9 protein-coding genes are annotated in these 12,399 nt (G+C 70.6%); 6 read left to right on the top strand and 3 right to left on the bottom strand.

The window, feature by feature from the left end:
* Positions 1–55 precede the first annotated feature (55 nt).
* The 4 genes from C6Y14_RS06295 to C6Y14_RS06280 all read left to right on the top strand — a co-directional run bounded on the left by C6Y14_RS06295 (position 56) and on the right by C6Y14_RS06280 (position 4,262).
* On the top strand, positions 56–811 hold the full coding sequence (locus C6Y14_RS06295; protein WP_107015497.1) for a GOLPH3/VPS74 family protein: 756 nt from the start codon (positions 56–58) through the stop codon (positions 809–811).
* 519 nt (positions 812–1,330) lie between these two features.
* On the top strand, positions 1,331–2,188 hold the full coding sequence (locus tag C6Y14_RS06290; RefSeq protein WP_107015496.1) for a helix-turn-helix domain-containing protein: 858 nt from the start codon (positions 1,331–1,333) through the stop codon (positions 2,186–2,188).
* 240 nt (positions 2,189–2,428) lie between these two features.
* Entirely contained in the window at positions 2,429–2,629 is a 201-nt protein-coding gene (locus C6Y14_RS06285; protein ID WP_107015495.1) for a DUF397 domain-containing protein, read from the top strand.
* A 457-nt stretch (positions 2,630–3,086) separates the two neighbouring features.
* The gene (locus C6Y14_RS06280; RefSeq protein ID WP_107015494.1) at positions 3,087–4,262 is read left to right on the top strand and encodes an ADP-ribosylglycohydrolase family protein; all 1,176 of its coding nucleotides are present in this window, start codon (positions 3,087–3,089) and stop codon (positions 4,260–4,262) included.
* A gap of 179 nt (positions 4,263–4,441) precedes the next feature.
* Here the strand turns inward: C6Y14_RS06280 and C6Y14_RS06275 are convergent, their stop codons facing one another.
* Together C6Y14_RS06275 and C6Y14_RS06270 are read right to left on the bottom strand one after the other, a co-directional pair.
* The gene (locus C6Y14_RS06275) at positions 4,442–6,007 is read right to left on the bottom strand and encodes a sodium:solute symporter family protein (protein ID WP_107015493.1); all 1,566 of its coding nucleotides are present in this window, start codon (positions 6,005–6,007) and stop codon (positions 4,442–4,444) included.
* Positions 6,008–6,180: 173 nt separating this feature from the next.
* Positions 6,181–6,966, bottom strand: coding sequence for an SDR family oxidoreductase (locus C6Y14_RS06270; protein WP_107015492.1), 786 nt, complete (start codon positions 6,964–6,966; stop codon positions 6,181–6,183).
* A 100-nt stretch (positions 6,967–7,066) separates the two neighbouring features.
* On the opposite strand from C6Y14_RS06270, the gene C6Y14_RS06265 reads away from it, so the two are divergent.
* Together C6Y14_RS06265 and C6Y14_RS06260 are read left to right on the top strand one after the other, a co-directional pair.
* Entirely contained in the window at positions 7,067–7,906 is an 840-nt protein-coding gene (locus tag C6Y14_RS06265; protein WP_107015491.1) for a hypothetical protein, read from the top strand.
* Positions 7,907–8,013: 107 nt separating this feature from the next.
* Entirely contained in the window at positions 8,014–8,520 is a 507-nt protein-coding gene (locus tag C6Y14_RS06260) for a DUF2165 domain-containing protein (RefSeq protein ID WP_107015490.1), read from the top strand.
* A 298-nt stretch (positions 8,521–8,818) separates the two neighbouring features.
* Here C6Y14_RS06260 and C6Y14_RS06255 read toward each other — a convergent pair whose 3' ends face one another.
* Entirely contained in the window at positions 8,819–12,286 is a 3,468-nt protein-coding gene (locus C6Y14_RS06255; RefSeq protein WP_107015489.1) for a tetratricopeptide repeat protein, read from the bottom strand.
* Between the last annotated feature and the right edge of the window lie 113 nt (positions 12,287–12,399).

Raw genomic sequence — 12,399 nt, 5'->3', positions numbered from 1 at the left:
GACAGACCAATGTGAGAGGGGTCACCCTGTCATTCATCCACGCGGGGAGGCATGGATGGGCAGGAGCCGCAGAACACTTCCGGAGGAGCTTCTGCTGCTGGCGTTGGACCCGACCACGGGTACCACCGCACAGCCGCAGTCGCTCGACCTCGGTCTGGCCGGAGCACAGCTAGTGGAGCTGGCGCTGGCCGGACGGATAGCCCCAGACGGGGATCGTATCGCCGTGGTGGCACCACGGCCGACCGGAGATCCGACCTTGGACTGTGCGCTGGAACTACTCCGCAGGCGGGGTGCTCCAGTACGCGCTGTGAACTGGATCGGCGGGCCCCGACTGGGGTTGCGCCAGACATATCTCTCACATCTGGAGCGATGCGGCATGGTTCATGCCGTGGCGGGCCAGATGTGCGGGGTGCTTCCGACGACTCGCTACCAGGCGACGGACACGGAAATCAGCCGGGAGATCAGGGCCCGGCTGGACAGCGCGATCCGCACCGGCGTCCCGCCGGACCCGCGGACCGCCGCTCTGGCCGCACTGGCGCATGCCGTCGGCCTGGGCAAGCACCTCTACCCGGGGAACGAAGGGCGCTCGTCGCGCTCCCGCCTCCGGGACCTGATCAGGCACGACCCCATGGGCGGACTCGTGGCGCACGCCGTGATGGACGTCCAGAACGGAGTGGCCGCACAGCCACGCCGCAGCCCGGCACCGACCGGCCGTCAGGCCGCCCCCGGAGCCAGGCCCGCACCGGAGCCCGCCAGGGGCGTCCCGATGCAACCGCACCGCAGTTCGATGGCACGCGCCGTGGCCCACTGAGTCCACCGGTCCACGGCACACACCCACCGACATGACGCAGCACCGCGAACCCGCAGCGCTGCGCCGCCGCACCACCGCAGTCCCCGAAGTACCGCTGTAACCGCCGTATCCGCAGCACCCACCGTGCACCACGCCTCGCGCGTCACGCACGTCAGCGCCGCACCGCAGTCCCCATGACCCGGTTCGGGAGCCGCTGGGCCGCGCGGGGCGGCGGGCCGTACGTCCGGACGACGACACGGCCCGCCGCCCCGCGCGTCCGCATGTCCCCCTGCAGGCACATCCGTTGCAGGCGTGTCCGTTGTAGACATGTGCGTTACGCATGTCCGTGAACGCGTACGTCCATGGTTGCCCGGCGTCCTGTCCGCCACCAGGTGGCGGCAGGTGGCGTGAGGTGGCGACAAGTGGCGCGTACACACTGCATATCCGCTGTTTCCCAGCGGTAGCAAGCACCTTGGTGGCAATCTGCTCAACAGCAGATACGCAAAGTACAGGCAGTCCGCAGCCGGAGGTGCACGTCCCGTGGCGTCCAACGTCAATCCCACCGTCAGGCGTCGCCGGTTGGGCCAGGAGCTGCGAAGGCTCCGGGAGCTCAAGGGCATGACGGCCGAAGAGGTGGCCGAGCGGCTGCTCGTCTCGCAGTCGAAGATCAGCCGTCTGGAGAACGGGCGGCGCAGCATCAGCCAGCGCGACGTCCGCGATCTGTGCGGGGTGTACGAGGTGGAGGATGTCCGGATCGTCGATTCGCTGATGCAGATGGCCAAGGACTCGCGCCAGCAGGGCTGGTGGCACTCCTTCGGCGACATCCCGTACAGCGTCTACATCGGTCTGGAGACCGACGCGGCGAGCCTGCGCGTGTACGACCCGCTGGTCGTGCCGGGCCTGCTGCAGACCCGTCCGTACGCCGAGGCCCTGATCCAGGGCGCGCTCCCGGAGGCGGCGGCCGGCGACATCGACAAGCGCGTACAGGTGCGGCTGCGGCGACAGGAACGTATCTCCGACCTGGAGAACCCGCTGCGGCTGTGGGCCGTCCTCGACGAGGCGGCGCTGCGCAGGACCGTCGGCAACAAGCAGGTGATGATCGAGCAGTTGGAGCATCTCGTCGAGATGTCGCACGTGCCGCACGTGACGGTTCAGGTCATCCCGTTCGCGATGGGTGCCCATCCGGGGGTCAGCGGCCAGTACGCCATCCTCGAATTCCCCGACGCGGCCGACTCCAGTGTGGTCTACATCGAGGGCGTCACCAGCGACCTGTACCTGGAGAAGGCGAACGACGTCCAGAAGTACAGCGTCATGTACGAGCATCTGCGGGCGCAGGCGCTCAACGCCGACCAGTCGCGGGAGTTCATCGCGGATGTCGCGAAGGACTACGCCCACTGAGGTAGCTGGGAAGGTAGGTAGCTGAATGGCGGCGGAAAGATACACCATTCTCCTATCCCGGCGGAAGACTCAGCTGGCATATGTCACCCGGTCGAGTGAATAGTCGCTTCGTACGCCGATGTTGGCGAGTAGCGTCGATCACGCCAAGGAGGAACAACCTTGGCGCAATCCGAACCGTGGGTTCCACAAGGACCCCGCAACTCGGTGACAGCCACTCAGCAACTCGCCACCGGAGTGAACATGGCAATCAAGCAAGGCGTCACGGACACGTGGACGAAGTCCTCGTACTCGCAGGGGAACGGCGCGTGCGTCGAGGTCAAGTCCCCCGTCACGGCGGCGATGGCCGTCCGCGACTCGAAGGTCACCGACGGGCCCGCGCTGGCCTTCCCGGCGGAGTCCTGGAACGCGTTCGTGGCAGAAGTGAGCCGGGGCACCGTCTGACGAAGACGGAGGCCTCGCACAGCACGACCGCGTCCACTTCGTCCCCGTCCGTAGAAACGACTGCATCGACAACTTCATCGACAACCGCGTCCACAACTGGATCAACAACTCCATCAACAACTGCATACGCACCGTGAAAGAGCCCTCTCGACTGGCCCGCCGTCCTGGCCGAGGGGGCTCGACCCTGTCCGCACCCCGCCTCGAAGATCCTCCCGCAATTGTGCGCATGCTGCGCAGGTATTGCGTATGAAAGTCGTCGTCATTCGCGTGGATCTTCATTTACCGCGGGCCGCGCGGGGGCAGCCCGCCGGAAATGCGTACCGATCGCTGACAAACACGCTCACTCGGCCCACTGTTCGCATACCGATCCGGCCCTCAACCGACCGTTCCCGTTCGATTACAGTGCTGAGTTGTCGGCCGTACGGACGGAATCGGATCGGGATCTCGGGAGGCCTCGGTGGGTGCGACAGCCGGTGCCGTCTGGGGCCGCGCCGAACAGCAGGATTTCCGCAGCCGGGTGCGTGGCACGCTCCTCGGCGCGGCCGTGGGCGACACGCTCGGCTCCCCCGTCGGCAACCTCTCGATGGCACAGATCCGTGCGGCGCACGGCGCGGAGGGCCTCACCGACCTGACTCACGGATACGGCAGACGCGGGGCCGTCTCCCATCTCACGCAGCTGACCCTGTTCTCCATCGACGGGCTGATCAGGGCCCAGGTCCGCCGGGACACCGGTGCCTGGCATCCGCCGACGGATCTGCACCGGGCGTATCTGCGCTGGGCCGCCACCCAGCGCGACTGGGGCCCGGACGAGCGGCGCAAGGAGGACGGCTGGCTGGCCCGCGAGGAGTGGCTGTACGCCCGCCGCGATCCCGCCCGCGCCAATCTGCTGGGCCTCGGCGACGAGACGATGGGCACCCTGGACGCGCCGAAGAACCCCGACCAGCGGGGCGTCGAGGCCGCGACCCGCTCCGCGCCCTTCGGACTTCTCGTCGGCTGGGAGCCACAGCTCGTCATGCAGCTCGCGGTGGAGTGCGCGGCACAGACCCACGGCCATCCGCTCTCCTACCTGTCGGCGGGCGCGTACGCCGTCGTCGTGCACGGTCTCGCGCGCGGCGAGAGCCTCGACACGGCCGTCCAGCGGGCGCTGCAGCTGCTGGCGCCGCGCCCCGGGCAGCAGCAGGTGGCCGAGGCGCTGCAGCGGGCCCTGGGGGCCGTACGGCAGGGCATGCCGTCGCCGCAGCGGGTCGAGGATCTGGCCGGGGAGGGCACGGCTGAGAAGCTGCTCTCCGCGGCGGTGTACTGCGCCCTGGTCGGCGAGGACACCCGGCACGGGCTGTGCCTGTCGGTGAACCACGGCGGCGCCTCGGGTGCCACCGGCGCCCTGACCGGTGGGCTGCTCGGCGCCCTGCACGGCGAGACGGCCCTGCCGCCGGGCTGGCTGGCCGAGTTGGAGGGCCGTCCCACCATGCTCGTCCTCGCCGACGACTTCGCGATGGAGATGACCCAGGGTCCGGCCCTGCACGGCCCGGCGGGCTCGTCCCCGGGCTGGCTGGCCCGCTACCCGCGCGGTTACGCGGCCCTGTCGGGCACGGGTGCCGTCCCGGTCCCGGCCGGCCTGAACGCCCACGCGTGACCGCCCAGGCCTGACCGCCCACGCGTGACCGCCCCCGCCTGACGCACCTGGGCGAGGCTCCCCTGTTCCCGCCTTGGCGCCTTCCCACCTTCCCGCCTTCCCGCCGCGTACGAGTGAGGGTGGCCGCTCGTCAGGAAGCGGCCACCCTCACAGTCGTACGTACGCGTCGAGCACCCGGTTCAGTCCTTGGCCGGGGCGCCCACCACGTCGTCCGCCGGGCCGGCGGGAGTCGGGATCGCCGCGGCGGTGGATCCGCCGTCGTCGCTGTTGATCTTCGCGATGAGCGCGTCCCGTTCCGGGGTGTCCTCCGGCTTCACGTAGCCGATGAGGATGTAGAGGACGAGCGACACCGCGAGCGGGATCGACACCTGGTACTGGAGCGGGACTCCGCCGTCGACGTTCCAGCTGATCGGGTAGTTGACCAGCCAGAAGGTGAGCAGGCCGACGCCCCAGCTGATCAGCGCGGCGGTCGGACCGCTCTTGCGGAACCACGGGAGCAGGCCCAGCATCAGCGGGATCGCGATCGGGCCCATCAGGCCGGCCACCCACTTGATGACGACGGTGATGATGTCGCCGAAGAAGGCGGAGTTGACCTGGGTCGCGATGGCCATCGACAGACCGAGGAAGAGCAGCGTGGCCCAGCGCGCGGCCAGCAGCCCCATCCGGGTGTCCCACTCGCGGGCCTTGCGGGAGACCGCGGGCATGATGTCGCGGGTGACGACGGCCGCGATGGCGTTGGCGTCCGAGGAGCACATCGCCATCGTGTGGGAGAAGAATCCGACGATGACAAGTCCCAGCAGTCCGTGCGGCAGCAGGTGTTCGGCCATCAGCGCGTACGAATCGGACGGCACGTCGGTCTTGATGATGAGCGGCGCGACCCACATGGGGAAGAACAGCACCAGCGGCCAGATCAGCCAGAGCGAGGCGGACAGGATGCCCGAGCGCGTGGCGGACTTCGCGGAGTCCGTGGCCATGTAGCGCTGGGCCTGGTTCCACATGCCGCCGTTGTACTCGAAGGTCTTGATGAACAGATACGCGATCAGGAAGACCATCATGTACGGGCCGGCCAGCGGCTTGGTGTGGCCGTCGAGGGCGGGCTCGTCCCAGACGCTCCACAGGGTGCTGAAGCCGTTGAGCTCGGCCATGACGGCGACGAGCATCGCGATGCCGGCGACGAACTGGATGATGAACTGGCCGAGTTCGGTCAGCGCGTCCGCCCAGAGGCCGCCGACCGTGCAGTAGACCGCGGTCACCGCGCCGGTGATCAGGATGCCCGTGTTGAGCGAGACGCCCGTGAAGACGGACAGCAGGGTCGCGATGGCGGCCCACTTGGCGCCCACGTCCACGATCTTCAGCAGGACGCCGGACCAGGCGAGGGCCTGCTGGGTGGGCAGGTTGTAGCGGTTCTTCAGGTATTCCAGGGGCGAGGACACGTGCAGTCGTGAGCGCACCCGGTTGAGCCGGGGCGCGAACACCTTCGCGCCGATCGCGATGCCGATGGCGATCGGGAAGGACCAGGTGACATAGGAAGTGACGCCGTACGTGTAGGCGATGGCCGCGTACCCGGTGAACATGACCGCGCTGTAGCCGGACATGTGGTGCGAGATGCCCGACAGCCACCACGGCATCTTGCCGCCGGCCGTGAAGAAGTCGCTCACGTTGTCGACCCGTTTGTGGGACCAGACACCGATCGCGACCATCACGCCGAAGTAGCCGATGAGCACGGCCCAGTCGAGACCGTTCATATGCCCTCTCCCAGGATCGTCAGGGTCGTGAAGCGCCCGCTCATCGTGGGTTCGATGGCATGACTCCGACAACAGCCTGGGCAGTCAAAGGGAGGTAAAATAGTTCTGCTTACTGACCTCGGTTCATGTCCCTGAACATTTTCGATCAGCTCACCGATCGGGACATGTGGGCGCTATCGCATCAACTCCCCCGCGTTGACCAGCAAGGACTGGCCCGTGATCGCCCGCGCCCGGTCCGACGCCAAGAACACCGCGGCATCCGCAACGTCCGCGTCCGTGGCCAGCTCCGGGAGCGCCATCCGCGAGGTCAGCCGCTCCAGCACCTCCGCCTCCGGGACACCCTCGGTGTACGCCGTGAACTGCACGTACGCCTCCACCGGCGGGCCCCACATCCAGCCCGGCAGCACGGTGTTCACCCGGATCCGGTCCGGCCCCAGCTCCCGTGCCAGCGAGTACATCGCGCTGGTCAGCGCACCCTTCGAGGCCGCGTACGCCGCCTGGCGCACCTGGGAGGGGGCGGCCACGGACGACTGCGTGCCGATGACGACCACGGAACCGCCGCGCTCCTTCAGAGCGGGCAGACAGGCGCGGGTCATCCGCAGCGTGCCGAGCAGGTTCACGTCGAGGACGGCCTGCCAGGTGGTGAAGTCGGCGTCCTGGAGGCCGCCGAAGTAGCTGTCCCAGGCGGCCACATGGACGACCGCGTCGAGCCGCCCGAACCGCTCCCGGGCCAGCGCCGCGAGCGCGTCGCACTGGCCCTCGTCGGTGATGTCCGTGGCGCGGTACGCCGTGTGCGCGCCGTCCGGGTCGAGTTCGGCGGCGGCCTTGGCGAGGTTCGCCTCGGTGCGCGCCCCGAGCACGGCGTTCCCGCCGTCCCGCACGACGGCCGCCGCGACCTGATGGCCGAGCCCGGCCCCGACCCCCGACACGACGACGGTCCTGCCCTGGAGCAGTGACATTACGGCCCTCCCGGCTCTGGCGATCGATCTGACGGTCCGTCAGAGTAGGGGCGTCCGGCAGATGACGGAAGAGCGCGCGAAGCGGTGGAAGGGGAGCGTCATGCTCGACGACACGCGCAGCGAGGTGTACGGGGAGCTGGCCGCCGTCGGCCCCTACGGGGTGCGCCCCGGCCACGCGCTGATCACGATGGTGGAGCCGCATCCGGGGCACGAGTACGCGTACAACCGGTGGTACGAGGACGACCACTACTACGCGGGCGCGATGGCGATGCCCTGGATGTACGCGGGGCGGCGGTGGGTGGCGACCCGCGATCTCCAGCTCCTGCGCCGGCCCGAGAAGTCGGCGGTCGCACAGCCGGTCACCGCCGGGTGCTACCTCTCGACGTACTGGGTCACGGACGGCCGCTACGACGACCACATGAAGTGGACCGTGGGCATCAACAAGCGGCTGAACAGGGACGGGCGCGTCTACCAGGACCGTACGCACGTCTTCACGGCGTTCCAGGACCACGAGGCGACGGTGTACCGGGACGGGGCCGCGGGGCCGCGCGACTTCCATGCGCTGGACCACCCGTACCAGGGGCTGGTGCTTCAGGTCGTCGACGCCGAATCCGCCGCCGGACGCGCCGAGTTGCTGGAGTGGCTGCGCTCCCGGCACCTTCCGAAGCGGCTCGCGGGCTCCCCCGCCGCCATGGTCACGGTCTTCCGGCCGACGCCGCTGCCCGGCGACCGTATGACCTACGTGAAGCAGGTCGAGGGGGTCGATACACGGCTGACGCTGCTGTGGTTCCTGGAGGCGGATCCGCGGGAGTGCTGGGAGGAGTACTTCACCGGGCTGGAGGCGCCTGTGGCCGAGACGGGGCTGGGGCGGGTGGAGTTGGTGGCGCCCTTCATTCCCACGGTTCCGGGGACCGATCGGTATGTCGATCGGTTGCGGTGACGCCGCTCAGCCGGTCCGGCGGAAAATCGGTGGTTCGCGGGGCTTGGATGGTGTCTGGTGTCAGGTGTTCCGTTCGGCGACACACCTGACAGCTTGGGGACTTGAGGATGGCGGCAGCACGGGCCTTACCGATCACCGCGACTCTGCTCACCGGCACGGTCGCGCTCTACACCACGCTTGTGGCGTTCGGGAACATCACCGACTTCGGCACCAACCAGCAGTTCGTGCAGCACGTTCTGGCCATGGACACCACGTTCAAGGACGACGACCTGATGTGGCGGGCCGTCGAGTCCAAGGGGGTTCAGGACGCTGTGTACGTCGCGATCATCGCCTGGGAGACGGTGGCGGCGCTCGTGCTGATCCTGGGCACGGTTCAGTGGGTGCGGCGGGATGCTGCGCGGGCTCGGCGGACGTCCACTGTGGGGTTGCTGATGTTGATGCTGCTCTTCGGGGCGGGGTTCCTTGCGGTGGGGGGTGAATGGTTCGCGATGTGGCAGTCGGAGGACTGGAACGGGCTGGATGCGGCTATGCGGGTGTTCTTGTTGAGTGCGGTTGTGTTGATCGTGATCCACCTGCCTGTGGATCGGGGCGCGGGGATGGGGGCGGACGTCTAGGGGGCCTCCCGGGGAGGGTGGCAGGGTTGTCGGGGGCTGCGGGCCGGTGGGGGCTTGTCGCGCCGTTCCCCGCGCCCCTTGGGCGGGGCTTCGCCCCGGAGGGGTTGTCGGGTGGGTGCGGGTTCGGTGGGGGCCGTTCGCGCCGTTCCCCGCGCCCCTGAAAAGCGGGGCTGCGCCCCTGCTTTTCGCCTTTGGGGGCGCGGGGAACTGCGCGGCCAGCCCCCACCGAACCCGCAGCCGCATCCGCATCCGCACCCGCACCCGCACCCGCACCCGACGGGAGTCCCCCTTAAGGGCCTTACGGGGCTTGGCGGGAACTGATCTGTTCGGTGGCCCTTGTTGCCTCTGTCAGCAAAGGGGCTATGCGTCGAGCGTCTGCCTCCGGGGACGTGTGGAGGTCCTTGAGGATCTGGGTGAGGGTGGTCAGGTCGTCCCAGTCGGGGGGTGGGGACAGGAAGTCCGTCAGGGCCTCCTGGGCCGTCGGCCAGTTCGACAGGGCGCAGGCCAGGAAGCAGCGGGCCTGGGCGCGTTCCAGGTCGCCCAGGGCGCTGTCCGCGGCGGGCAGTTCGGCGTCGGCGGCCACCAGGGACGCCAGTTCCCGCCACAGAGGTTCCGCGGCCGGCAGGCCCTGCGACTGGCTCACCGTCATCGCCAGTTGGAAGGTGCCCGCGAGCGGGGCCGTCGCGCGTAGCCGTTCGGCGAGGCGCAGGGCCTGCGGCCACTGTCCCGCGTGGCGGTGTGCGTCGCAGCGCAGGTCGTCGAGGTCGTCAGCCTCATCCGTCCCGTCCGCCGCCGACAGGCGGGTCGTCGCCTCCTCCCAGCGGTCGCACTGCGTCAGGAGTTCTATCGCCGTGCGGCGCGCCCAGGCCGCCTGTGACGCCGGTTCCAGCGTGGCGCAGCGGTCCAGGTCGGCGAGGGCCTGGTCGGTCCGGCCGGTCGCCAGGCAGGCCCGCGCGCGCAGGGCGTACGTCCAGCTGTCGTCCGGGCTCAGTGTCAGGGCGCGGGAGAGCGGGTGGAGAGCCTCTTCGTGTCGGCGCATGAGGAGGTGGGTGCCGCCCAGGCCGGTCAGGCAGGCCGACATGGTCTCGTCGTCCGGGTTGCCGTCCAGTACACGGCGGAAGACCGCGACCGCGTCCTCGTACCGGCCCTCGTCGCGGTACTCCAAGGCCAGTTCGTGGCTGATCCAGTCGATGTCCGGAGCCGTGTCGACGGCTCGCTCCAGGTAGGTGAACATGGCCGGCCGGTCGCCGAGTTCGTTCTTCACGCGGGCCGTCATCACCAGCGCCCACGCGTAGTCGGGCCGCAGTTCGACGGCTCGGGCGAAGTCGGCCAGTCCCTCCTCGTAACGGCGCAGGTCGCACAGGGCCGCGCCGCGGCTCGCGAGGGCGGAGGCGTAGTCGGGTCGCAGGGTGAGCGCGCGGGTCAGTTCGGTGACGGCCTCCTCGGGGCGGTCGGCGAGCCGGTAGGCGTCCCCGCGTTCCGAGGCGACCCAGGCGGCGTCGGGCGCGACGCGGACCGCCCGGTCGAAGTCGGCGAACGCCTCGGCCGGTTCGCCCCTGGTGCGGCGCAGCCGGGCCCTGCGCACCAGCGCCCAGGCGTTGTCGGGCTCGATGCCGAGCGCCCGGTCGAAGTCGGCGAGCGCCTCGTCGTACCGTCCGAGTGCGTACCGGGTCACGGCCCGGCCGGTCAGCGGGTCGGCGTCGGCCGGGACGAGGGCGACGGCGCGGTCGAAGTCGGCGGCGGCCTCCTCGAAGCGGCCCGCGAGCCGGTAGGTCTCCGCGCGCGCGGAGAGGATCCACCCGGTGCCGGGGGCCAGTTCGTCCGCCCGGTCGAGGGCGGTGAGGGCCGCCGGGAAGTCGTCCAGCAGCTGGTGGGTGTAGCCGCGGCCGTAGTGCGCCCAGGCGAGGTGGGGGTCCAGCTCCAGGGCCCTGCCGTACTCCTCCAGGGCGCGGCGGTGCTCCCCGCCGTAGCGCAGTTCCCGGCCGCGCAGGGTGTGCGCGAGGGCCCGGCCGGTGGTGTCCGGGCCGGGGCGGGCCAGGAGCAGGGCCATCGCGCCGGCGATCCCGGCCGTGTCGTCGTCGAGCGCCTCACCGAGTCGTATGCCCCAGTCCGCGAGGTCGGTGTGGTCGGTGTCGCGGCCCGCGTCCTCCAGCATCCGCGCCCAGGCCCGGCCGAGGGCTGCGTCCTCGCGGCAGGCCTCGACCAGCGCGCGCAGGGCCGCGCCGAGCGCCGCGGGCGGGCGTGCGCAGAGCAGGTGGTAGGTCTCCTCCAGGCGCAGCTCGCGCCATTCCTCGTCGGCCCACAGGTTCTCGGTCTCCCGGCCCGCCTCGGTCTCGGTCCGCCAGCGGGCGAACGTCTCCGCGAGGCGCCGGTGCCGGCCGGCCCACGCGCGCGGGGAGCGGCGTCGCTCCAGCCGCAGCATCGGGGCCCGTACGACGTCGTGGTACCGCACCCGGCTCCCGCGCTCGCCGACGAACGGCAGGCCGGTCAGCCAGTCGTACAGCGCGTGCAGTTCGTCCGGCGCGTGCAGTTCGTCCGAGGCGTGCGGTTCGTCGGGTGAGTCCGGGCCGCCGCCGGGGTGGCCGACGAGTGCCCGGAAGACGTCCGCGTCCAGTTGCCGGGGCAGCGCGCAGACGCGGGCGACCTGGCGGCGGGTGTCGTCGGGCTCCCACTGCAGGAAGCGTTTGACGGCTCCGGCGCTCGGGTCGTCCACGTCGTCCGGGCCGCCGGGGCGGGTCTCCGCGAGGGTCGACACGAGGACGGGCAGGCCGCCGGTGAGGCGCAGCACCTCCTTGACGACCGGTTCGGCGACGACTCCCTTCCCGGCGAGGAGCCCGCGTGACTCGGACTCGGTGAACGGTGCCAGCGGCATGTCCGCCACGGAGCCGATGCCGCTCCAGCGGGCGGTGTCCAGGGGGCGCTGTCCCGAGGTGACCACCAGGACGGCGGCGGGCAGTCCGCCGTCCGCCTCGTGGCGCGTGACCAGGTCGTACAGCCACGGGTCGAGGAACGGGCCGGTCCGTTCGTACGTGTCGAGGAACAGGACGATCCAGGGGGTGGCGGAGGCCGCCGCGCGCAGGTCGCGGAGCAGGACCGGGGTGAGGACCTTCTCCGGTGACATGACGAGTTCGATGTCGTCGGGGTTGCGGAAGCGGGCGCTGAGGCCGGTGCGCAGCCGGTCCGCGCCCTGGGCGAGCAGGTCGGCGGGCAGGGCGCTGGTGAGGAGACCGGCGCCCGGTACGGCGGCCTCCACGGCAGCGAGGCCGAGCCCGACGGCGGCCCTGCTCCCGGCGGACGCCGGCTGCGGCTGCCCCTGCTGTCCCGGCAGCCCCGGCTGCCCCGGCTGCCCCGGCTGTCCCTGCTGCTGCGCCTGCTCCGGGGCCAGGGCGGCGAGGGCCGCGGCCTCCGCCTCGTGCCTGCGGTCCCGGTACACGGCGAGCCGCCGCTCCAGTTCCTTCAACCGCCGTCCCTGGTCGGCGAACTGGCGGCACATCTCGGCCATCGCCTCCGGCACGCTGCCGGCCCGCTCGTCGACGTACGCGGTCAGCGCGCCGCGTTCGCGGGCGAGCTGCCGCAACTCCTGGACCAGGAACGTCTTTCCGACACCCGCGGTGCCGTGCACATGGAAGCGGAAGCGCTGCCGGGTGTCGCCCACGGGGAGGTCGAAGTTCGCGAGGAACGCGGCCCGTTCGGCGTCCCGGCCCACGAATCCGGCGCGGTTGCCCTGCTGGATCAGCTCCTGCCACGACGGCCCTGCCTGCGCCACCGGTCCGCCTCCTCGCCCGCCGGGTCATGTTCGGGTCCCAGTGTGGATCAACTCGGGCTCGGCGCGACAGGAGTCGCGGGACTCGGCGGACGACGTGCCGTCTCGACCGGTCG

It is taken from the genome of Streptomyces dioscori, from assembly GCF_003024195.1.
GTDB lineage: Bacteria > Actinomycetota > Actinomycetes > Streptomycetales > Streptomycetaceae > Streptomyces > Streptomyces dioscori.
This window is presented reverse-complemented; position numbering and strand designations above follow the sequence as displayed.

Coding starts and splice junctions, on each gene's coding strand:
- C6Y14_RS06295 (WP_107015497.1), top strand. CDS start 56: ATGGGCAGGAGCCGCAGAACACTTCCGGAGGAGCTTCTGCTGCTGGCG.
- C6Y14_RS06285 (WP_107015495.1), top strand. CDS start 2,429: ATGGCAATCAAGCAAGGCGTCACGGACACGTGGACGAAGTCCTCGTAC.
- C6Y14_RS06275 (WP_107015493.1), bottom strand. CDS start 6,007: ATGAACGGTCTCGACTGGGCCGTGCTCATCGGCTACTTCGGCGTGATG.
- C6Y14_RS06270 (WP_107015492.1), bottom strand. CDS start 6,966: ATGTCACTGCTCCAGGGCAGGACCGTCGTCGTGTCGGGGGTCGGGGCC.
- C6Y14_RS06265 (WP_107015491.1), top strand. CDS start 7,067: ATGCTCGACGACACGCGCAGCGAGGTGTACGGGGAGCTGGCCGCCGTC.
- C6Y14_RS06260 (WP_107015490.1), top strand. CDS start 8,014: ATGGCGGCAGCACGGGCCTTACCGATCACCGCGACTCTGCTCACCGGC.